Genomic DNA, 21,505 nt, shown 5'->3' with positions numbered 1-21,505 from the left:
TGTGGCTTGTAGCTTGAAGCTCCCCCCCCAGCTATACTTGCCGGCTTTTCCTGAATAAATGCCAATAGGGTCCCGCCGCGCATGGATAAGACCTACCAGCCGCACGCCATTGAAACTTCCTGGTACAAGACCTGGGAGTCCGAGAACTACTTCGCCCCGCAAGGCGCGGGCGAGTCCTACACCATCATGATCCCGCCGCCGAACGTCACCGGCAGCCTGCACATGGGTCACGGTTTCAACAACGCGATCATGGACGCACTGATCCGTTTCCGCCGCATGCAGGGTCGCGACACCTTGTGGCAGCCGGGCACCGACCACGCTGGTATCGCCACGCAGATGCTGGTGGAACGCCAACTGGAAGCCCAGGGCCAGAATCGTCACGACCTGGGTCGCGAGAAATTCCTCGAGAAAGTCTGGGAGTGGAAGGAGCAGTCCGGCGGCAACATCAGCCGGCAGATCCGTCGTCTCGGCTCGTCCGTTGACTGGAGCCGTGAGCGCTTCACCATGGACGACGGTCTCTCGGAAGCGGTCAAGGAAGCGTTCGTGCGCCTGCACGAAGACGGCCTGATCTACCGCGGCAAGCGCCTGGTCAACTGGGACACCAAACTGCACACGGCGATTTCCGATCTCGAAGTGGAGAACCACGAAGAGAAAGGTTTCCTGTGGAATCTGAAATATCCATTGGCCGACGGCGTAAAAACCGCCGAGGGCAATGACTTCCTGATCGTCGCGACCACCCGTCCGGAAACCATGCTGGGCGACTCCGCCGTCGCGGTTAACCCGAACGATGAGCGCTACAAAGCCCTGATCGGCAAGTTCGTCGAGCTGCCATTGGTTGGCCGCCGCATCCCGATCATCGCCGACGATTATTGCGATCCTGAATTCGGCACCGGTTGCGTGAAAATCACCCCGGCCCACGATTTCAACGACTACGAAGTCGGCAAGCGCCACAACCTGCCGCTGCTGAACATCTTCGACAAGAACGCCAACGTGCTGCCCGCCGCACAGGTGTTCAACCTTGATGGCACGCTGAACGAGAGCATCGACGGCAAGATTCCCGCCGAATTCGCTGGCCTGGAGCGTTTCGAAGCGCGCAAGCAGATCGTCGCTGCGTTCGATGCCGCCGGCCTGCTGGTGAGCATCAACGATCACAACCTGAAAACGCCAAAGGGCGACCGCTCCGGCACCGTCATCGAGCCGTGGTTGACCGACCAGTGGTACGTATCGACCAAGCCTCTGGCCGAACCTGCAATCGCTGCCGTTGAAGACGGCCGCATTCAGTTCGTGCCCAAGCAGTACGAAAACATGTACTTCTCGTGGATGCGCGACATCCAGGACTGGTGCATCAGCCGTCAGTTGTGGTGGGGCCACCGGATTCCGGCCTGGTACGACGAGTCGGGCAAGGTCTACGTCGGTCGCGACGAAGCCGAAGTGCGCGCCAAGCACAACCTCGGCCTGGACGTTGCGCTGCAACAGGACAACGACGTCCTCGACACCTGGTTCAGTTCCGGCCTGTGGACCTTCTCCACCCTGGGCTGGCCTGAGCAGACCGAGTTCCTGAAGAAATTCCACTCCACCGACGTGCTGGTCACCGGTTTTGACATCATTTTCTTCTGGGTTGCCCGGATGATCATGATGACCATGCACTTGATGAAGAACGAAGACGGCACGCCGCAGGTTCCGTTCAAGACCGTTTACGTACACGGTCTGGTGCGCGATGGCCAGGGCCAGAAGATGTCCAAGTCCAAGGGCAACGTTCTGGACCCGCTGGACATCATCGACGGCATCGATCTGGAAACCCTGGTGCAAAAACGCACTTCGGGTCTGATGCAACCGAAACTGGCGAAAAAGATCGAGAAAGCCACTCGCGAAGAATTCGCGGACGGCATCGCCAGTTATGGCACCGATGCCCTGCGCTTCACGTTCTGCTCGCTGGCCTCCACCGGTCGCGACATCAAGTTCGACATGGGCCGCGTTGAAGGCTATCGCAACTTCTGCAACAAGATCTGGAACGCCGCACGTTATGTGCTGGACAAGGGCGAAGACTGCGGCCAGAACGGCGAAGCCTACGAATTGTCGCTGGCTGATCGCTGGATCATCTCGCAACTGCAACGCACCGAAGCCGAAGTGACCCGTCAGCTGGATCAGTTCCGTTTCGACCTCGCGGCGCAGGCGTTGTATGAGTTCATCTGGAACCAGTACTGCGACTGGTATCTGGAACTATCCAAGCCAGTATTGTGGGACGAGAACGCGCCGGTCGAACGTCAGCGCGGCACCCGCCGTACGCTGGTTCGCGTGCTGGAAGTGGCGCTGCGCCTGGCGCATCCGTTCATGCCGTTCATCACTGAAGAAATCTGGCAGCGCATCGCGCCGCTGGCCGGTGTTCAGGGCAAGACGATCATGCTGCAGCCTTGGCCAGTGGCCAATGAAGAGCGCATCGATCCGGCCGCCGAAGACGACATCGAATGGCTCAAGGAACTGATGCTCGGCACGCGCAACATCCGTGGCGAGATGAACATCGGCCCGGGCAAGCCGCTGCCGATTTTCCTGAAAAACGTCAGCGCTGAAGACCAGCGTCGCCTGACCGAGAACGAAGCGCTGTTGAAAAAGCTGGCGCGTCTGGAATCGATCACCGTACTCGCCGCTGGCGAAGAAGCGCCGCTGTCCGCCACCGCACTGGTCGGCGAGATGGAAGTGCTGGTGCCGATGGCCGGTCTGATCGACAAGGCGGCGGAGCTGGCGCGTCTGGACAAGGAAATCCTGCGTCTGCAGGGCGAAGTCCAGCGCGTCGGCGGCAAGCTGTCCAATGCCGGTTTCGTCGACAAGGCCCCGGCCGAAGTCATCGATAAGGAACGCGCCAAGCTGGCCGAGGCCGAACAGGCCCTGGGCAAGCTGGCCGAGCAGCATGCGCGGATTGCCAGTCTGTAACGGGTAATTCGCACTGAAAAAGGGAGGCCGCAATGGCCTCCCTTTTTTATTCCCAAACACCACAAATCCCCTGTAGGAACGAGCCTGCTCGCGATAGCGGTGGGTCAGTTGCCATAACCCAGACTGACACACCGCTATCGCGAGCAGGCTCACTGCTACAGGTTTGAACGGTGTTGCCTTCAGATGTGGGACAATACCCGCCACTTTCAGCCATACCCGAATCGACCACGCCCATGACCGCCCCCCGCCCCCCCAAACCTGCGCGCAAGAAGCCCGACGCTGCGTCCCCGAGCAAAGCCGTCGAGCCGCGTGAAAAGGCCAGCCTGCATCCGCGCAATCGCCATCAGGGACGCTATGACTTCCCGGCGCTGATCAAGACCACGCCGGAACTGGCGAAGTTTGTGATTACCAACCCGTACGGCAAGGAAAGCATCGACTTCGCCAGCCCGGACGCGGTGCGCGTGTTCAACCGGGCGCTGCTCAAGTCGTTCTATGGCATCCAGCATTGGGACATCCCGGCCGACTACCTCTGCCCGCCCGTGCCGGGCCGCGCCGATTACGTGCATTTTCTCGCCGATTTGCTGGCAAGCATGAACGACGGCAAGGTTCCACGCGGCGCGATCGTCAATGTGCTGGACATCGGCATGGGCGCCAACTGCGTGTACCCGCTGATCGGCAACAGTGAATACCGCTGGCACTTCCTTGGCTCGGAGATCGACCCGACCGCCGTGGCTGCCGCCCGCGCCATCGTGCAGTCCAACGACCTGAGCAAGGTCATCAAGCTGCGTCAGCAGGAGAACCGCAAGCACATCCTCATCGGCTTGCTGGAACCGGGCGAGCGTTTCGACCTGACCATGTGCAACCCGCCGTTCCACGCCTCGATGGACGAAGCGACCAAGGGCAGCGAGCGCAAATGGCGCGCCTTGGGCAAGGCCGATCCGAAACGCAAACTGCCGGTGCTGAACTTCGGCGGCCAGTCGGCGGAACTGTGGTGTGAAGGCGGTGAAGCGCGTTTTGTGACGCAACTGATTGCCGAGAGCGCCAACTTCCAGCACAAAGTGCTGTGGTTCAGCACGCTGGTTTCAAAGGCATCGAACCTGCCGGCGATCGAAACCGCGCTGAAGAAAGCGGGAGTGCTGGAAAGCCAGGTGGTGGAGATGTCCCAGGGGCAGAAGCAGAGCCGCTTCGTGGCCTGGACGTTCCAGACCAAGTCCGAGCAGCAGATCTGGCGGCGTGAGCGCTGGACCCGCTGACACACCGCAAATCCCCTGTAGGCCTTCGCTTGCTCGCGATAGCGGTTTATCAGTCGACATTCAAAGTGACTGACCCACCGCTTTCGCGAGCAGGCTCACGCCTACAAAGGTTCAAGGTGCATCGTCAAATCACAGCCACAAAAAAACCGTGCCCGGATCGCTCCGGAGCACGGTTTTTTTTATCGCTGCGTCTTACTTGTTCACAGCGTCGGTCAGGCCTTTGGCCACAACCAGCTTGATCACTTTCTTTGCAGGGATTTCGATGGCAGCGCCAGTCGATGGGTTACGGCCGGTGCGGGCAGGACGCTCGGTCACTTTCAGCTTGCCGATACCTGGCAAGGTGATTTCGCCGCCATTTTCCAGCTGATCGGCAACGATTTGGCCCAGTTGGTCCAGAGCGTTACGCGCGGTGGTTTTCGGCGCGTCGATAGCTTCAGCAATGTCGGCGATCAGTTGGTCTTTAGTAAGAGCCATGTAGTGTTCCTTCCCTATCAAATTCATATGGATTGCAGAGTGCAGTGTCAGCCATCGAGCCCGATCTTCTGGATCTGGCACCCTCGGCGATAACCACGACGAGTCGGGTTATAGATGCCGAAATCAGGGTTTGGTTCGACCTGACAAATGCTGAATGCACGCTTAACGCAGTGACTTCGCGTAAGACCGGGCAAAACTAGCACAGCGACAAGGAAATATCCGCCTCTAGCTACCCATTTGGTCAGCTTTATTGCTCTAAATCGGTAAAAAACCGCATAAGGCCGGGCGCGCCCCTTGGTTTTGCCCTGCAACCCGCGCCAAAACCAGTGGTTGCGGTACACTGGGCGCTTTTTCGGGGGAGCCTGCCCTCCTCCCCTCCAACAGCCGAGAAGCCTATGCCGATCCGTCATTGCATCGTCCACCTGATCGACAAGAAACCCGACGGCACGCCCGCAGTTCTGTACGCCCGTGACACCGAACTGGCCGAGTCCGCAGCCATCGAAAACATGCTCGCCGACCTCAACGAGAGCTATAACGCCAAACAGGGCAAAGCCTGGGGTCTGTTCCATCCGGAATCCGGCGCGTTCCCGTTCAGCGGCTGGCTGAAAGAGTACATGGACGGCGGCAAGGACTTCACCGCATTCAGCAAAGTGGCGGTCGAGCACCTGCAAAAACTGATGGAAGAATCCAACCTGTCGGTCGGCGGCCACGTGCTGTTCGCCCACTATCAACAGGGCATGACCGATTACCTGGCGATCGCCCTGCTGCACCACAGCGAAGGTGTAGCGGTAACCGACGAGCTGGACGTGACCCCGTCGCGCCATCTCGACCTCGGCCAGTTGCACCTGGCGGCGCGGATCAACGTCTCCGAGTGGCAGAACAACAAGCAGTCCAAGCAGTACATCTCGTTCATCAAGGGCAAGAACGGCAAGAAGGTTTCGGAATACTTCCGCGACTTCATCGGCTGCCAGGAAGGCGTCGACGGCCCGGGCGAGACCCGCACACTGCTCAAGGCCTTCAGTGACTTCGTCGAGAGCGAAGACCTGCCGGAAGACTCCGCCCGCGAGAAGACCAAGACCCTGGTCGACTACGCCAGCAGCCAGGCCAAGCTCGGCGAGCCGATGGGCCTGGAAGAGCTCTCGGAGCTGATCGACGAGGAACGCCCGAAAGCCTTCTACGATCACATCCGCAACAAGGACTACGGCCTGTCGCCGGAGATCCCGGCGGACAAGCGCACCCTCAATCAATTCCGTCGTTTCACCGGCCGTGCCGAAGGCTTGTCGATCAGCTTCGAAGCGCATCTGTTGGGCTCGAAGATCGAGTACGACGAAGAGAACGGCACCCTGATCATCAAAGGCCTGCCGACTTCGCTGACCGATCAGCTCAAGCGACGCAATTGATGCTCGGCAATGTGCTGAAGAAGGTTGCCCTGGTTGTGCTGGTCGTTGTGGTCTATCAGAACTGGGGCAAGATCGAGCGAGTTTTCAATCCGTCGCAAATGGTTTCTGAGCAGACCCGCGTGCAGGCCAATGTCGTGCTCTATGCCACTGACTGGTGCGGCTACTGCAAGCAGACCAAGCGTTTTCTCGACAGCAAGGGCATCCCGTTCAAGGAATTCGATATCGAGAAGGATGCCGAGGCGCGCAAGGCGTACGAGGCATTGGGTGGGCGCGGAATTCCGCTGATTGATGTGAACGGTACGCTGATTCGCGGGTTTGACCCGGACGAAATCCTCGCCGCCCTGAAATAACCTGGAGTGAGCCTGCTCGCGATAGCGGTGTGTCAGTCGGCAGATTTATCAACTGCCACACCGCTATCGCGAGCAGGCTCACTCCTACAGGGTTTTGCATCAGACTTGAGAGATCAGCGTGCTTCGATGCGGAAACCGAAACGCGGGAAGTGCACATGCACCACGCCGCCGCGTTCGTCTTCGCGGCGGATGATCAATTCCTCGCGACCGGCAAACAGCAACTCACCGACCACCGGATCGACACCATAGTCGATGGCGGCAATCGCCACTTGCTGCCCAGCAGTGAAACCGTTCGGGTCAACGAACTGCTCATCCGGCAATGCCGCTGGCGTGGCGTTACGCGCAACTTCCAGCGCCTCGGCGGAGGACATCTCGCTCGCCGCGCCATGACCAAAGCCCAGCACCCGCCCCAGCCACGCTACGACAGCCGGATACTCATCGACGAGAGGTGCGGTCACGTGTGTGGCCTTGAGGAACCACAGCGGATGCGCCAGCGCGAAGTCGGCAATCGACGGCTCACCGAACAGGAAGTCGCCCTGCTCGCGCTGCAACTGCTGCTCCAGGCGCGCCATGATCGTCGGCCATTGATGCTTGGCCTGCTCGGCGCTCAGGCGCGTCGCGCTGCCGCCGCTAAACAGCCCGGCGCGGTCGGCGATAAAAGCCTTGATCGCTTCTGGCGGCAACTTGCCGAAGCGCACCGCGACCGACTCCGGCTGGAACACCAGACTCACGGCATGCTGGAACACCACCGAATCGGCCCACGCGGCAAAACTGGCGCTGACCATTTCCTGGCCTTGCGGGAAGAACGCTGGCAGGGCTTTCTCTTGTTCCAGGCAACGGGCGATCAGCGCGGTGTCGCAATAAATGTCCGCGCCAATCTGCAACACCGGGGTCTTGCGATAGCCACCGGTCAGGGCGGTCAGATCCGGTTTCGGCATCACCGGCGAAATGTGCACCGAGCGCCACGACAAACCTTTGAAGCCCAGCAGCAAACGGGCCTTCTCGGCAAACGGGGAAGTCGGGTAATGATGGAGAATCAACTCGGACATGCTCGGCTCCGCCGCTCAGATAATGAGCCCGCAGCTTAGCGCGCATTTGATTAGCAGCCTACAGATCAGCCTGATGGGAACCTATCAGTCAGATTGATAAGACGCGACCAGACATTCCTTGGCGCTCTTGCGCAGCTTTTTGATCAGCCGTTCCTGGCGCAACGCATCGCTTTTGTCGCGACACCGTTCGGTATAGACCAGTGCCATCGCCGGGCTGGAAAGGAAGAACCGCGCGCCCTTGCCGCTTTGGTGCTTGGCAAAACGGCGCACAGGGTCGTCGCTGATTCCGCAATACAACGAGCCATTGGCGGCGCGAACGAGATAGACGAACCAGGATTTGCTCACCGGTTCGGCAACATCGACAGAATTTTCGCTGAGGCTGGTCACTTCGGGATCGGGACGTGTAGGAAAAACAGGCGGCGATCTTATCAGCGCCCGGCCTGGAATGCCTTCAATCCCTTGCGCGCCTGCGCGCGGACGGCGTTGCGCACCAGCGGCGTCCAGCCCAGCAGCAGGCCTTTGAAGCCCAACGCCTGCCGCGACCAGCGCCACAGATCGAAGTGGTCGTGGTGCTCGCAAATCTTGCCGTCGCGGAAGACGAAACGAGCCTGGATGTCGTTGATCACAATGTTGCCGGTCTGGCTGAACAGATACGTAGCGACCCAATGCGCGCCACCCGTGCGCTCGTCGGCGCGGACGTTGTCGAAGGTCAGCGAGAAATCCTTGGCGCGGGTGGTAAGCATGCGCCACATGTCGCCGGCGTCGCGACCGTGCAATTCGCCGAAGGCCGGATCGCTGAAAACCACATCATCGGTGTAGCAGGCAGCCATGGCTTCGGCGTCGAGGCGCTGGAAGGCTTCGTAGAAGCGGGTGATCAGGGCGCTGTGGGCTTCGCTCAAGGCAATCTCCAAAAAGAGGTACAGATTGCCAGCACCATAATCTGCCGAGCGCGGAAACACTATCGGCATTCGCAAACCGAATACCGGCAGTACATAAAACCCTGTAGGAGTGAGCCTGCTCGCGATAGCGTCCTGGCAGTCAACATCGTACTGACTGATCCACCGCCATCGCGAGCAGGCTCACTCCTACAAGTTGAAGCGTGTCAGATTCGCTCGCTTTGCACCTGCACATAAAGCGCTCGCCCGGCACCGAGGCCGGCGATGATCGCGCCGGTACCAATGATGCCGAAAATCCAGCCCACGGCATTCCAGCCACCCGTCCAGTCATGCACCACGCCGACCGCAAACGGCCCCATCGAGGCCAATGTATAACCGAAACCCTGGGACATGCTCGACAGGTTCGCCGCGACATGGGAATCACGCGAGCGCAGCACGATCAACGTCAGCGCCAGACTGAACGTGCCGCCCTGCCCCAGGCCGAGCAGGATCGCCCAGCCCCACAGGCCTTCGATCGGCGCATACAGACAACCGAACAGGCCGCCGAGGGTCAGCGCCATGACGACGACGATGGCCAGACGCTGATCCTTGCCGCGCGTCGCCAGCCATGGCGCGGCCAGCGAGCTGGCCAGTTGAATGATTACTGAGCCGGACAACACCAGACCGGCCTGGGTCGGCGTCAGCCCACGACCGATAAGGATCGACGGCAACCAGCCAAACACGATGTAGGCCAGCGACGATTGCAGGCCCATGTATAAGGTCACTTGCCAGGCCAGCGGATCACGCAGCAGACCGCGCACCCGATAAGCGACGTTGTGCGCGCCGTGTTTCGAGCCGACTTGCGGCAGCCAGAACACCGCGGCCAGCAGCGCCGGAATCACCCAGAAGCCCAGCCCCATCGCCCAGCTGTTGCCGAAGTGCTCACTCAACGGCACGGTCGAACCTGCCGCCATCGCCGCGCCCAGACACAGGGCCATGGTGTAGACGCCGGTCATGGTTCCGGCATGTTTGGCAAAGTCGCGCTTGACGATGCCAGGCAGCAAAACACCGACAATGCCGATGCTGGCGCCGCCGAGGACGCTGCCAGCGAACAGGCCGATCTCACCAAAATTGCTGCGCAGGATAATCCCGCCAGCCAGCGTCAGCAGAATCCCCAGGACCACCCGTTCAGCACCGAAACGCCGCGCCAGAATCGGTGCCAGCGGGGCGAACAAACCCAGGCACAACACCGGCAATGTTGTCAGCAGTCCCGCCTGCGCCGCAGACAATCCAAGACTTCTGGAGACATCGCTGAGCAGCGGCGCCATGCTCGACAGTGCCGGGCGCAGGTTAAGCGCTACCAGAATCAACCCAAGCAGCAAAAGCCACGGACGCTTCACCAGCGGATGACTTTGCTGCACTTGCTCGTCATCCGCCTCGGCATCGATCAGCAGCTCTTCGAGTTCGGTGGTGCGATTCGGCGCTGTGGATAACTCACTGCGGGACATGGTTTTCTCGGTTTCAAGGTTCATTGATCAACTGCCTCGACAAGGCTTTGGCTCGTTCCGGGTCGCGTTGTTCGACCGCATCGAGCAGCGCGATGTGCAGATCGAACACTTCCTGACGGCGCGGGACGATGTTCAGGGTCTGGCGCAATTGCGCGCCGACGATGCTGGAGAAATAGCGATACAGCTCGCTGAGGGTCGGATTGTGCGCAGCGTCGACCAGACGCCGGTGAAACACCAGATCGCAAGCGATGTAGGTGTCGAGATCCCCGTGGTAGTGACTGCCGCTGGTGCCGAGCGCTTCGCGCAGTGCCGCCAGATCCTCGTCGGTCCGGCGCAACGCCGCCAGACCGATGGCCTCGACTTCAAGGATGTGTCGGGTCTCCCGGGCCTGCTCCAACGAACAGCGGGACAACGCTTTCAGCGTATCCAGTGGATCGACCAGCGCGCGCAGATAACTGCCGTCGCCCTGACGGATCTCGATCAGCCCGGAAAACGCCAGCACGCGCATGGCTTCGCGCACGGTGTTGCGGCTGATGCCCAGCTCGGCGCACAGCTCCGGTTCGGTCGGCAAGCGTTCGCCGACCTGCCAGACACCGCTGTTAATGCGCTGACGCAACTGATCCAGCGCCTGATCGACCAGCGATCGTTTGATGAGTGGAGAAATGTCTGACATAGGTCTCGTCCTTTCATCCAATCATGGGATGAATTTTCCGACATGTTAGTCAGACCCATGTAGGACAGCAACCACCTAGGGTCAATCGAGACACATGGAGCGGCATTTGCGATTGGTCAAAATTACCCTTTAAGGGTAATTTCAGGGACAGGGTTTTTGGCTTCTTATGGAAAAGAACACACCCCATTACGACTTGGCGGTGATCAAGTCTGAAGTGAGGCGACTGGGTCAAAATGCTTTCACCAAAACTTCAGTAAGGTCTGCTGAGAAGCTCGGCTTCAATATCAGCGAAATGCAGGAGATTGTTTTCGAGCTACAAACCAGGATGTTGTACAAATCGATGACTACCTATGACGATCATCGAATCTGGCAAGACGTGTATCACATCAATTCACAAGATCAGGAGATTTACATCAAGGTGACATACCGCCCTGGCGGCAGCCCACCGGTAATCTCCTTCAAGGAGAAGAACCCATGACAACCCAGCAATGTGTGAGCTGCGGTGCACGTGAGGGAATGAGGCATTTTCAGGGGCGCGGCGAAACCCTGAGAGTCAAAGGCATGGAGCGTCGTGTCGATGATCTTTCTGGCTGGGAATGCCAGAAGTGCGGCGAGATCGAATGGGACCCCGAGACAGATAGTGCGCAACGGTATTGCGACGCGGGTGATGAACTGGTCATCGCCTCCAGGCAAATGATTGGTAACGAGATGAAGCGGATCCGTCGCAAATTGCATCTGACGCAAAAAGAGACGGTGCAACTGCTATCCGGGGGTGGGCATAACGCATTCTCTCGCTACGAGCGCGGCGAAATCTTGCCGCCCAAGGCACTCATACTGTTGATGCGTTTATTGGATCGTTACCCGTATTTGCTAACCGATGCAAAGACTCTTGGCGAAGGTGCAGATTTGAGAGGTTTCGAGCACATCGTCCACAAAGAGCATGAATCCCTTTCGGTTTCCTGACCCAAAAAAAACCAACCCGGCACATGGCCGGGTTGGTTTCACTCATCAACCATCAATGCAGAATCTGACTCAGGAACAACCTGGTCCGATCATTCTGCGGGTTATCAAAGAAATCGTTCGGCGCTGCCTGCTCAACGATCTCACCCTTGTCCATGAAGATCACGCGGTTGGCCACGGTGCGGGCGAAGCCCATTTCGTGAGTCACACAGAGCATGGTCATGCCGTCTTCCGCGAGACCGATCATGGTGTCGAGCACTTCCTTGACCATTTCCGGATCGAGTGCCGAAGTCGGCTCATCGAACAGCATGATTTTCGGTTTCATGCACAACGCGCGAGCGATCGCCACACGTTGCTGCTGACCACCGGACAGTTGCCCCGGGTACTTGTGCGCCTGCTCCGGAATGCGTACGCGCTCCAGATAGTGCATGGCGATTTCCTCGGCCTTGCGCTTGGGCATCTTGCGCACCCACATCGGCGCCAACGTGCAGTTCTGCAAAATGGTCAGATGCGGGAACAGGTTGAAGTGCTGGAACACCATGCCTACTTCGCGACGGATCGCTTCGATCTGCTTGAGGTCGTTGGTCAACTCCACGCCATCGACAACGATGCGGCCCTGCTGGTGTTCTTCGAGGCGATTGAGGCAACGAATCGTCGTCGATTTGCCCGAGCCCGACGGTCCGCACAGGACGATACGCTCGCCCTGTTTGACGTTGAGGTTGATGTCTTTCAGTACGTGGAACTGGCCATACCACTTGTTGACGCCCTGCATCTGGATGATGCCTTCAGGGCCCACAGGCTTTTTGATTGCTTCGCTCATTTACAGAGAACTCCTAACGCTTGTGGCCAGTGTCGAGCTTGCGTTCCAGATGCATGGAATAGCGCGACATACCAAAACAGAAAATCCAGAACACCAGGGCGGCGAACACGTAGCCTTCGGTGGCCATGCCCAGCCATTTCGGATCGGCAGCGGCTTGCTTGACGCTGTTGAGCAGGTCGAAGAGGCCGATGATGATCACAAGGCTAGTGTCCTTGAACAGCGCAATGAACGTGTTGACGATGCCGGGAATCACCAGCTTCAGGGCTTGCGGCAAAATCACCAGGCCCATCGAGCGCCAGTAACCGAGGCCCATCGCCGCCGCGGCTTCGTATTGGCCTTTAGGGATCGCTTGCAGGCCGCCGCGCACCACTTCGGCAACATAGGCCGACTGAAACAGGATCACGCCGATCAGTGCACGCAGCAGCTTGTCGAAGTTCATGCCTTCGGGCAGGAACAGCGGCAGCATCACCGAGGACATGAACAGCACAGTGATCAACGGCACGCCGCGCCAGAACTCGATGAAGGTCACGCAGACCACGCGAATAGCCGGCATGTTCGAGCGCCGGCCCAGCGCCAGTACGATGCCCAACGGCAAGGCCCCGGCGATACCAACCGTAGCGATGACCAAGGTCAGCATCAGGCCGCCCCACTGGCTGGTCGGCACGGTGGTCATGCCAAACCCGCCGTGCAGCAAGGTAAACGCAATGATCGGGTACAGCACCAGGAAGCACAGCCCGTAGACCGCTTTGCGCGGCACCCGCGAAATGAACAGCGGTGCTGCGCCGATGACCGCCAGCCACACGGTCAGGTCAACGCGCCAGCGCAGTTCGGTCGGGTAATAGCCGTACATGAACTGGCCGAAACGCTGCTGAATGAACACCCAGCAGGCGCCTTCCTTGGTGCAGTCGGCGCGCGTGGTGCCAACCCAGTTGGCATCGACGATGGCCCAGCTGAGGATCGGCGGCACAACCAGATAAATCAGATAGAACGCAAACAGGGTCAGCAGGGTATTGAGCCAGCTGGAGAACATGTTCGCGCGCATCCATGCGACCACGCCAATGCTGCTGTTCGGTGGTGGCATGTCGGGTTTGAAAGTATGAGTACTCATGCGCTTTTCCTTACCGCTCGATCAGCGCAATGCGCTTGTTGTACCAGTTCATCAGCAGGGAAATGCTGATACTGATCGCCAGGTAGACGCTCATGGTGATGGCAATCACTTCGATGGCCTGTCCGGTCTGGTTGAGCACGGTGCCGGCGAACAGCGAAACCATTTCCGGGTAACCGATACCGGCCGCCAGCGAGGAGTTCTTCGCCAGGTTCAGGTATTGGCTGGTCAGCGGCGGGATGATCACGCGCAGGGCTTGCGGAATGATCACCTTGCGCAGGGTCGGGCCGTTGCGCAGGCCGAGCGAACGTGCCGCTTCGGTCTGGCCGTGACTGACCGACTTGATCCCGGAACGCACGATCTCGGCGATAAACGCTGCGGTATACACGGTCAGGGCCAGGGTCAAGGCCAGCAGTTCCGGGATCAACACCCAGCCGCCGACAAAGTTGAAGCCCTTGAGCTCAGGCATTTCCCAATGCAGCGGAGCGCCGAAAATCAGCGCGCACAAGGTCGGGATCACCAGCAGGATCGCCAGGCCGGCCCAGAACTTGTGGAACGGCACGCCGGTGTCTTCGAAGCGCTTGTTGGCCCAGCGGGTCATCAGCACGATGCCGACGATCGCCACCACAATGCTCATCACGAAGGCCCAGAAGCCATCGGCAGCCAGTGCGGCCGGCATGTTCAGGCCACGGCTGCTGACGAAGAAGGTGTCGCCGAAGTTGTGGCTGTTGCGCGGCCCCGGCATGGTCAGGAACACCGCGAAGTACCAGAACAGGATTTGCAGCAGCGGCGGAATATTGCGGAACACTTCCACATACACCGTCGCCAGTTTGGCAATGATCCAGTTCTCCGACAGCCGCGCTACACCGACGATGAAACCGAGGATCGTCGCCAGGATCACGCCGATAAAGGTCACCAACAGCGTGTTGAGCAGGCCGATGACAAACACCCGCGCGTAGCTGTCCGCTTCGGTGTAGTCGATAAGGGTTTGAGCGATGCCGAACCCGGCACTGCGCTCCAGAAAGCTGAAGCCGGAGGTGATACCCCGGTGTTCAAGGTTGGTTTGGGTGTTGTCGAACAGGTACCAGCCAAGCGAGACCACCGCCACAACGGTGATGATCTGGAATAGCCACGCACGCACTCGTGGATCGCTGAGGCTGAGCCTCTGCTTTGGTGCGCCGATTGAATTTTGCATGAAGTGCCCCGGAAGAAATGGAACAAGAACATCACCCGGCGGTTGGCCCGCCGGGCGATAGAACCATTAGCGCACTGGTGGTGCGTACTGAATGCCGCCGTTGTTCCACAGGGCGTTCAAGCCGCGGTCGATTTCCAGCGGAGTGCTCTTGCCGAGGTTTTTCTCGAAGATTTCGCCGTAGTTGCCGACTTGTTTGACGATCTGTACTACCCAGTCCTTCGGCAGTTTCAGGTCTTTGCCGTACTCGCCGTCAGCGCCGAGCATACGGGCTACGTCCGGGTTCTTGGTCGACTTGGCTTCTGCTTCGACGTTCTTCGAAGTGATGCCGGCTTCTTCTGCGTTGAGCAGCGCGTAGCCGACCCAACGGACGATGGCCAGCCACTCGTCGTCGCCGTTACGCACGACCGGGCCCAGAGGTTCTTTGGAAATGGTTTCCGGCAGAACCACGTAGTCCTTCGGCGAGGCCAGCTTGCTGCGCTGGGCAAACAGCTGCGACTTGTCGGAGGTCAGCACGTCGCAACGACCGGATTCCAGCGACTTGGCGCTTTCATCGGAGGTGTCGAAAGTGATCGGGGTGTATTTCAGACCGTTGCCACGGAAGTAGTCGGAAACGTTCAGCTCGGTGGTGGTGCCGGCCTGGATGCAGATGGTCGCGCCGTCCAGCTCTTTGGCACTTTTCACGCCCAGCTTGTTGTTAACCAGGAAGCCGATACCGTCGTAGTAGGTGATGAAGCCCGGAAATTTCAGGCCCATGCCCGCATCGCGAGAGCTGGTCATGGTGGTGTTGCGCGAGAGGATGTCGATCTCGCCCGATTGCAGCGCGGTGAAGCGCTCCTTGGCGTTCAACTGACTGAACTTGACCTTGCTCGCGTCGCCGAAAACGGCGGCGGCCACAGCGCGGCAGACGTCAGCATCGATGCCGAGGATCTTGCCGGTTGCGTCCGGTACCGAGAAGCCTGGCAGACCGTCGCTCACGCCACACTGCACGAAACCTTTCTTTTGTACCGCATCCAGGGTTGCACCCGCCTGAGCGAACCCGCTGACGCCGAGTACTGCTGCAGCAGTCACGACCGCCAGAGTGGATTTCAACATCTTCATTCAAACCTCCAGTTTTGCTCTTGTTGTGTCGGAGCTTGAGTCCAGTCGCACCCTTTTGAGGCGTTGTTGACCCGTGTTGGCTTTTTTTGGGGTCAACCGACGTAAGACCTTCGCTATGAGTCTAGTAGGAGAAAATCCACATCATGGATCACTCACTTCTCACCAATCGGCCGAACGGGCTGTAGCCCTTTCACGTTCGCTAAGCCCGTAGCGACCATTGGCGAACATCCATCACCGGATTCGTTGCTGTCCCATCGCGCGACGTAGACTGATAGTGTTACCGCCACGCGTAGGACGCTTCGTACAGAAACCTCCATAGCAAACGCCGTACCACACCGCTTGCCAAAGTGATTGCGCGACACGTCAATAGCAAAACTTGTAACCTTGCGACATCTTCTTAACGGATCAACCGGGCGCGCACTTCCATCACGCACTCAATGAGAGCGCCCGCACATTTTTGGAGCAGCCATGACCGAGCCCTTGATTCTTCAGCCTGTTAAGCCCGCAGACGCCTGCGTGATCTGGCTGCACGGCCTCGGCGCCGACCGCTATGACTTCCTGCCGGTGGCCGAGGCGCTGCAGGAAAGTCTGCTGAGCACACGCTTTGTGCTCCCGCAGGCGCCGACCCTTCCGGTGACGATAAATGGCGGATATGCCATGCCCAGCTGGTATGACATCAAAGCCATGAGCCCGGCCCGGGCGATTGACCGTGACCAGCTGGAAGCGTCGGCGGATCGCATCATTGAATTGATCGAAACCGAGCGCGCCAGCGGAATAGACGCCTCGCGGATTTTTCTCGCCGGCTTTTCCCAGGGTGGCGCCGTGGTGCTGCACACCGCTTTTGTGAAGTGGCAGGGGCCATTGGGTGGGGTTCTGGCGTTGTCGACCTACGCGCCAACGTTCAGCGATGAACTGCAATTATCCGCCAGTCAGCAGCGGATTCCGGCGCTGTGCCTGCACGGCCAGTTCGATGGCGTGGTGCAGAACTCGATGGGCCGCAGCGCCTACGAGCATTTGCTGAAGCATGGTGTCACCGTGACATGGCAGGAATACCCAATGGAGCACGAAGTGTTACCCGAAGAAATTCGCGACATCGGTGTCTGGTTGAGCGAACGCCTGCGCTAAGCGTCGGCTTTATTGGCAGCCTTTGCGCCTCCCCCTACGCCGCGCCCGTTTCTTGCATTACACTGGCCGGCGTACATTCCTTAACCAACTGATGAGATGACCGTGCTCAAAGCACTCAAGAAGATGTTCGGTAAAAGCGAGGCTGAGCAGCTCGCGCCAGTTCCCAGTGCGCCGTCGCACGCCGCCGGTCATCGCAACGATGCCGCGCAGGCCGACCGCACCGCTCACGTAGCGGCACCGAAGCCAGAACCGAAACAACCGCCGCAACCCGCCACGGCCGCGCCAATCGCCGCCGAGCCCGCACGCAGCGAAGCGCCGAAACCGGCCAGACCACGCCGCGAACCGAAGCCCAAGGCCCCGCTGATTCCATGGAAACTCGAAGACTTCGTCGTCGAGCCCCAGGAAGGCAAAACCCGCTTCCACGATTTCAAACTTTCCCCAGAACTGATGCACGCCATCCAGGATCTGGGCTTTCCGTATTGCACACCGATCCAGGCGCAGGTGCTCGGTTACACCCTCGCCGGCAAAGACGCCATCGGCCGCGCGCAGACCGGCACCGGCAAGACCGCCGCGTTCCTGATCTCGATCATCACCCAGCTGTTGCAGACGCCACCGCCGAAAGAACGCTACATGGGTGAACCCCGTGCGCTGATCATCGCGCCAACCCGTGAGCTGGTGGTGCAGATCGCCAAGGACGCCGCTGACCTGACCAAATACACCGGCCTCAACGTGATGACCTTCGTTGGCGGCATGGATTTCGACAAGCAGCTCAAGCACCTCGAGGCGCGGCACTGCGACATTCTCGTGGCAACCCCGGGCCGCCTGCTCGATTTCAACCAGCGTGGCGACGTGCACCTGGACATGGTCGAAGTGATGGTGCTGGACGAAGCCGACCGCATGCTCGACATGGGTTTCATCCCGCAAGTCCGGCAGATCATTCGCCAGACCCCGCCGAAGTCCGAGCGCCAGACCCTGCTGTTCTCCGCGACCTTCACCGAAGACGTGATGAACCTCGCCAAGCAGTGGACCACCGATCCGGCGATTGTCGAAATCGAAATCACCAACGTCGCCAACGAGAATGTCGAGCAGCACATCTACGCCGTAGCCGCTGCCGACAAATACAAACTGCTCTATAACCTGGTCAACGATAACGGCTGGGAACGGGTCATCGTGTTTGCCAACCGCAAGGACGAAGTGCGCCGTATCGAAGAGCGTCTGGTGCGCGACGGCATCAATGCCGCGCAACTGTCCGGCGACGTGCCGCAGCACAAGCGCATCAAGACCCTGGAAGGTTTCCGCGAAGGCAAGATTCGCGTACTGGTCGCCACCGATGTGGCCGGTCGCGGCATTCACATCGATGGCATCAGCCATGTGATCAACTTCACCCTGCCGGAAGTCCCGGACGATTACGTGCACCGCATTGGCCGTACTGGTCGCGCCGGGGCCGATGGTGTGTCGATCAGCTTCGCCGGCGAGGACGACTCCTACCAGTTGCCGTCCATCGAAGAAAAGCTCGGCCGCAAGATCAGCTGTGAAACGCCGCCGACGCATCTGTTGCGCCCGGTTGAGCGAAAGCGTCCGCAGTAAGCGACGCTCGACAAAAAAGCGCAGCCGGCAACGGACTGCGCTTTTTTTTCGCCCGCGTATTGCTCGAAAGAACTAAAAGTCCATAATGGAAAAATAAGTTTAATTTCGGAGCGCATCATGTCCAGCACGCCCTACGTGATCGACCAGGCCCAGGCTCGTGAACTGTTGGCCCAGATCGATGTGCCGCGGATTTTGCGCAAGCTGTTCCGTGATCTTGCGGCCGGCAGCGCCGTGCAGCCGGCGCAGCAATGGGTGGAATTTCCGCAAGGCGCCGGCGATTTCATCAACTATCTGGGCGTGCTGGCCGAAGACGGCGTGTACGGCGTGAAGACTTCGCCGTACATCGTCCGCGAGCAAGGCGCGCTGGTGACAGCGTGGACACTGCTGATGTCGATGCAAACCGGCCAGCCACTGTTGCTGTGCGATGCCGGCGAACTGACCACCGCGCGGACTGCGGCGACCACCGCTGTGGCGATCGATGCCCTTGCCCCCGTAAACGCTACACGGCTGGCAATAATCGGCAGCGGCAAGGTTGCCCAGGCGCATCTGCACTATGTGAAACCTTTGCGCGACTGGCAAAGCATCAGCGTGTATTCGCCCTCCTTGCTGGAAGATGCTGAAACACAGGCCGCATTGAAAGCCATCGCGCCGAGGCTGAAAATCGCCGCCAGCCGCGAAACCGCTCTCGCTGATGCAGACGTCATCATGCTGTGCACGTCGTCCGCCGGGCCGGTGATCGAGCCGGCCGAGTTGAGCAGACCGGCACTGATTACCTCGATCAGCACCAACGCCCCGCGCGCGCACGAAGTGCCGCCGCAAAACCTCAACGACATGCAGGTGTTCTGCGACTATTGTCTGACCACACCAGGTTCGGCGGGTGAAATGCTGATTGCGGCTGAGCAGCATGGCTGGAGCAAAGATTCAATTGTGGGCGACCTGGCGGATCTGCTCAGCGAGAAGGTGCAGCGTCCCGATTACCGGCGTCATGTGTTTTTTCGCTCGATCGGTTTGGGGCTGGAGGACATTGCCCTGGCCAACGCCATTTATCACCTCCGTCACTGAACACACAAAGCCCCTGTAGGAGTGAGCCTGCTCGCGATAGCGGTATATCAGACGATGCATCGTTGAATGATAGATCGCTATCGCGAGCAGGCTCACTCCTACATGGGAGAGTGCAATTTCTGAATATGGTGTACACACCGGAGCCCCTTATGAACCAGGCAGATTTCATCATCATCGGCGGCGGAATTGCTGGCGCTTCCACCGGTTTCTGGCTGTCACCACACGCCAAAGTCATTGTCCTCGAGCGTGAATCCCATCCGGCCTATCACTCCACTGGCCGCTCCGCCGCGCTGTTCACCGCGGCTTATGGCACGCCGCAGGTGCGCGCGCTGACTCAAGCCAGCCGCGCGTTTTTCGACCATCCACCGGCCGGTTTTTGCGAACACCCGCTGCTGACGCCACGCGGCGAAATGACTGTGGATTTCACCGGTGACGCCGCCGAATTGAACAACCAATACCTCAGCGCCAAAGCCACCGTGCCGCAGATGCAACTGCTCAGCGCCGACGAAGCCTGCGCGCGCCTGCCGATTCTGCGCCGGGAAAAAGTCCACGGCGCAATCTACGATCCGAGCGCCAGCGATATCGATACCGATGCTCTGCATCAGGGTTACCTGCGCGGCATCCGCCGCCACAACGGCGAAGTGCACACCGATTGTGAAGTGCTCGGCCTGAGCCGCGACGCCGAAGGTTTGTGGCACGTTCAAACCAACGGCCAGACGTTCAGCGCCCCGGTGATCATCAACGCCGCCGGCGCCTGGGCCGACAAGATCGGCACTATGGCCGGTGCAACTGCGCTGGGCCTGCAACCGAAACGCCGTGCCGCGTTCATCTTCGCCGGGCCTGAGGGCGTCGATATTCATCACTGGCCGATGCTGGTCAGCCTCGACGAGTCCTTTTACATGAAGCCCGACGCTGGGATGTTTCTTGGCTCGCCGGCCAACGCCGATCCGGTCGAACCGCATGATGTCCAGCCCGAAGAACTAGACATCGCCATGGGCATCTATCAGATCGAAGAAGCCACCACCCTGACCATTCGCCGCCCGACCCGCACCTGGGCCGGATTGCGCAGCTTTGTCGCCGACGGCGATTTGCTCAGCGGTTTCGATCCGCGGGTGCCGGGGTTGTTCTGGGTGGCGGCGCAGGGTGGCTACGGCATTCAGACGTCGCCGGCGATGGGCCAGGCCAGCGCGGCACTGGTGCGTGGCCAGCCACTGCCCGAACACCTGCAGCAATTCGGGCTGAACAGCGCCATGCTCTCCCCTGCTCGCCTGCGCTGAATCCGTGCGGTGACGCGCGCCACGGATTGCGGCACACTCCCTGCGCCTCCTGATCACGGAGGCGTTGACGCTGCCTGGAGCTCCACTGTCATGACCGCCCCCGAACTCGACCCGGCGCTGGATAACTTCCGCGCCATCGCCGATGCCATCGCCACGCTGTTTTTCCCGCACGCCGAAGTGGTGCTGCATGACCTGCGCACGCAAAAGGTCGACTACATCGCCAACAACCTGTCAAAACGCGAAATCGGCGACGATTCGTCACTGGAAGACATGCTCAGCGAGGATGTCAGCGATCGCAACATCGGCCCGTACGAAAAGCTCAATTGGGACGGTCAGAAGATCCGCAGCCTGAGCAGCGTCCTGCGCGACAGCGAAGGCGCACCGCTGGCGGTGCTGTGCATCAACCTGAATATTTCATTGTTCGAAAATGCCAAGGCAGCGCTCGACCTGTTTCTCTCGCCGAGCAAATTGATCCCGCAACCGGACGCACTGTTTCGCGATGACTGGCAGGAACGCATCAACACGTTCCTGCATGCCTGGCTGCGCGAACGCCAGTTGAGCCTGAATGTGCTGAACCGCGATCACAAACGTGAACTGGTGCTGGCGCTGCACGCCGAGGGCGCGTTCAAGGGCAAGAGTGCCTCGAATTATGTCGCCAATGTGCTGAATATGGGGCGGGCGACAGTGTACAAGCATTTGAAGGAAGCGAAGGGCTAGAAATTTGCGGGAATGTCTCTGACGCCATCGCGAGCAGGCTCACTCCTAC

At 59.7% G+C, this 21,505-nt stretch carries 21 protein-coding genes; 11 read left to right on the top strand and 10 right to left on the bottom strand.

The window, feature by feature from the left end; genetic code table 11:
- Positions 1 to 81: 81 nt before the first annotated feature.
- A complete protein-coding gene (locus tag BLU52_RS03395) occupies positions 82 to 2,928 on the top strand; it encodes a valine--tRNA ligase (protein ID WP_090281888.1) in 2,847 nt (948 codons plus the stop codon).
- Between the two features lie 233 nt (positions 2,929 to 3,161).
- Positions 3,162 to 4,181: a 23S rRNA (adenine(1618)-N(6))-methyltransferase RlmF gene (rlmF, locus tag BLU52_RS03390; protein ID WP_090281887.1), complete on the top strand. Its 1,020-nt coding sequence runs from the start codon at positions 3,162 to 3,164 to the stop codon at positions 4,179 to 4,181.
- A gap of 192 nt (positions 4,182 to 4,373) precedes the next feature.
- On the opposite strand, the gene BLU52_RS03385 is transcribed toward rlmF, so the two are convergent.
- Positions 4,374 to 4,655, bottom strand: a complete 282-nt coding sequence (locus tag BLU52_RS03385; RefSeq protein WP_003221909.1) for an HU family DNA-binding protein — start codon at positions 4,653 to 4,655, stop codon at positions 4,374 to 4,376.
- Between the two features lie 395 nt (positions 4,656 to 5,050).
- On the opposite strand from BLU52_RS03385, the gene yejK reads away from it, so the two are divergent.
- Both yejK and BLU52_RS03375 read left to right on the top strand, forming a co-directional pair.
- Positions 5,051 to 6,055 carry a nucleoid-associated protein YejK gene (gene yejK, locus BLU52_RS03380; RefSeq protein ID WP_090281886.1) on the top strand — a complete coding sequence of 335 codons (1,005 nt, stop codon included), beginning with the start codon at positions 5,051 to 5,053 and terminating at the stop codon, positions 6,053 to 6,055.
- Positions 6,055 to 6,405, top strand: coding sequence for a glutaredoxin family protein (locus tag BLU52_RS03375; RefSeq protein ID WP_090281885.1), 351 nt, complete (start codon positions 6,055 to 6,057; stop codon positions 6,403 to 6,405). Before yejK ends, BLU52_RS03375 begins: the two co-directional genes overlap by 1 nt.
- Positions 6,406 to 6,518: 113 nt before the next feature.
- Here BLU52_RS03375 and BLU52_RS03370 read toward each other — a convergent pair whose 3' ends face one another.
- The 5 genes from BLU52_RS03370 to BLU52_RS03350 all read right to left on the bottom strand — a co-directional run bounded on the left by BLU52_RS03370 (position 6,519) and on the right by BLU52_RS03350 (position 10,510).
- A complete protein-coding gene (locus BLU52_RS03370; RefSeq protein WP_090281884.1) occupies positions 6,519 to 7,454 on the bottom strand; it encodes a glutathione S-transferase family protein in 936 nt (311 codons plus the stop codon).
- Positions 7,455 to 7,538: 84 nt separating this feature from the next.
- Positions 7,539 to 7,841, bottom strand: coding sequence for a GIY-YIG nuclease family protein (locus BLU52_RS03365; RefSeq protein ID WP_083366939.1), 303 nt, complete (start codon positions 7,839 to 7,841; stop codon positions 7,539 to 7,541).
- A 41-nt stretch (positions 7,842 to 7,882) separates the two neighbouring features.
- Positions 7,883 to 8,353, bottom strand: coding sequence for a nuclear transport factor 2 family protein (locus tag BLU52_RS03360; RefSeq protein ID WP_090288433.1), 471 nt, complete (start codon positions 8,351 to 8,353; stop codon positions 7,883 to 7,885).
- Positions 8,354 to 8,556: 203 nt separating this feature from the next.
- Positions 8,557 to 9,861: a CynX/NimT family MFS transporter gene (locus BLU52_RS03355; protein ID WP_090281883.1), complete on the bottom strand. Its 1,305-nt coding sequence runs from the start codon at positions 9,859 to 9,861 to the stop codon at positions 8,557 to 8,559.
- Positions 9,851 to 10,510: a FadR/GntR family transcriptional regulator gene (locus BLU52_RS03350; RefSeq protein WP_090281882.1), complete on the bottom strand. Its 660-nt coding sequence runs from the start codon at positions 10,508 to 10,510 to the stop codon at positions 9,851 to 9,853. Before BLU52_RS03350 ends, BLU52_RS03355 begins: the two co-directional genes overlap by 11 nt.
- Positions 10,511 to 10,676: 166 nt before the next feature.
- On the opposite strand from BLU52_RS03350, the gene BLU52_RS03345 reads away from it, so the two are divergent.
- Positions 10,677 to 10,988 (top strand): type II toxin-antitoxin system MqsR family toxin, encoded by a 312-nt coding sequence (locus BLU52_RS03345; protein ID WP_090281881.1) that lies wholly within the window; start codon positions 10,677 to 10,679, stop codon positions 10,986 to 10,988.
- A complete protein-coding gene (locus BLU52_RS03340; RefSeq protein WP_090281880.1) occupies positions 10,985 to 11,473 on the top strand; it encodes a type II toxin-antitoxin system MqsA family antitoxin in 489 nt (162 codons plus the stop codon). The genes BLU52_RS03345 and BLU52_RS03340 overlap by 4 nt, the downstream gene beginning before the upstream one ends.
- 52 nt (positions 11,474 to 11,525) lie before the next feature.
- Here BLU52_RS03340 and BLU52_RS03335 read toward each other — a convergent pair whose 3' ends face one another.
- The 4 genes from BLU52_RS03335 to BLU52_RS03320 all read right to left on the bottom strand — a co-directional run bounded on the left by BLU52_RS03335 (position 11,526) and on the right by BLU52_RS03320 (position 15,688).
- The gene (locus BLU52_RS03335; protein WP_090281879.1) at positions 11,526 to 12,290 is read right to left on the bottom strand and encodes an amino acid ABC transporter ATP-binding protein; all 765 of its coding nucleotides are present in this window, start codon (positions 12,288 to 12,290) and stop codon (positions 11,526 to 11,528) included.
- A 13-nt stretch (positions 12,291 to 12,303) separates the two neighbouring features.
- Positions 12,304 to 13,398, bottom strand: coding sequence for an amino acid ABC transporter permease (locus BLU52_RS03330; protein WP_090281878.1), 1,095 nt, complete (start codon positions 13,396 to 13,398; stop codon positions 12,304 to 12,306).
- Between the two features lie 10 nt (positions 13,399 to 13,408).
- Positions 13,409 to 14,590 carry an amino acid ABC transporter permease gene (locus BLU52_RS03325; protein ID WP_090281877.1) on the bottom strand — a complete coding sequence of 394 codons (1,182 nt, stop codon included), beginning with the start codon at positions 14,588 to 14,590 and terminating at the stop codon, positions 13,409 to 13,411.
- A gap of 66 nt (positions 14,591 to 14,656) precedes the next feature.
- A complete protein-coding gene (locus BLU52_RS03320) occupies positions 14,657 to 15,688 on the bottom strand; it encodes an amino acid ABC transporter substrate-binding protein (RefSeq protein ID WP_090281876.1) in 1,032 nt (343 codons plus the stop codon).
- A 468-nt stretch (positions 15,689 to 16,156) separates the two neighbouring features.
- Here BLU52_RS03320 and BLU52_RS03315 point away from each other — a divergent pair, with 468 nt between their 5' ends.
- The 5 genes from BLU52_RS03315 to BLU52_RS03295 all read left to right on the top strand — a co-directional run bounded on the left by BLU52_RS03315 (position 16,157) and on the right by BLU52_RS03295 (position 21,456).
- Complete coding sequence (locus BLU52_RS03315; protein WP_090281875.1) at positions 16,157 to 16,813, top strand: alpha/beta hydrolase; 657 nt, start codon at positions 16,157 to 16,159, stop codon at positions 16,811 to 16,813.
- Positions 16,814 to 16,909: 96 nt separating this feature from the next.
- Complete coding sequence (rhlB, locus tag BLU52_RS03310) at positions 16,910 to 18,400, top strand: ATP-dependent RNA helicase RhlB (protein WP_090281874.1); 1,491 nt, start codon at positions 16,910 to 16,912, stop codon at positions 18,398 to 18,400.
- A gap of 117 nt (positions 18,401 to 18,517) precedes the next feature.
- Positions 18,518 to 19,462 carry an ornithine cyclodeaminase family protein gene (locus tag BLU52_RS03305; protein WP_090281873.1) on the top strand — a complete coding sequence of 315 codons (945 nt, stop codon included), beginning with the start codon at positions 18,518 to 18,520 and terminating at the stop codon, positions 19,460 to 19,462.
- Between the two features lie 149 nt (positions 19,463 to 19,611).
- Positions 19,612 to 20,739, top strand: coding sequence for an NAD(P)/FAD-dependent oxidoreductase (locus BLU52_RS03300; protein WP_090281872.1), 1,128 nt, complete (start codon positions 19,612 to 19,614; stop codon positions 20,737 to 20,739).
- A 90-nt stretch (positions 20,740 to 20,829) separates the two neighbouring features.
- Positions 20,830 to 21,456, top strand: coding sequence for a helix-turn-helix transcriptional regulator (locus tag BLU52_RS03295; protein WP_090281871.1), 627 nt, complete (start codon positions 20,830 to 20,832; stop codon positions 21,454 to 21,456).
- Positions 21,457 to 21,505: the final 49 nt, after the last annotated feature.

The organism is Pseudomonas granadensis, from assembly GCF_900105485.1.
Lineage (GTDB): Bacteria > Pseudomonadota > Gammaproteobacteria > Pseudomonadales > Pseudomonadaceae > Aquipseudomonas > Aquipseudomonas granadensis.
The sequence above is the reverse complement of the archived record's forward strand: the minus strand, read 5'-3'. Positions and strand labels throughout refer to the sequence as shown.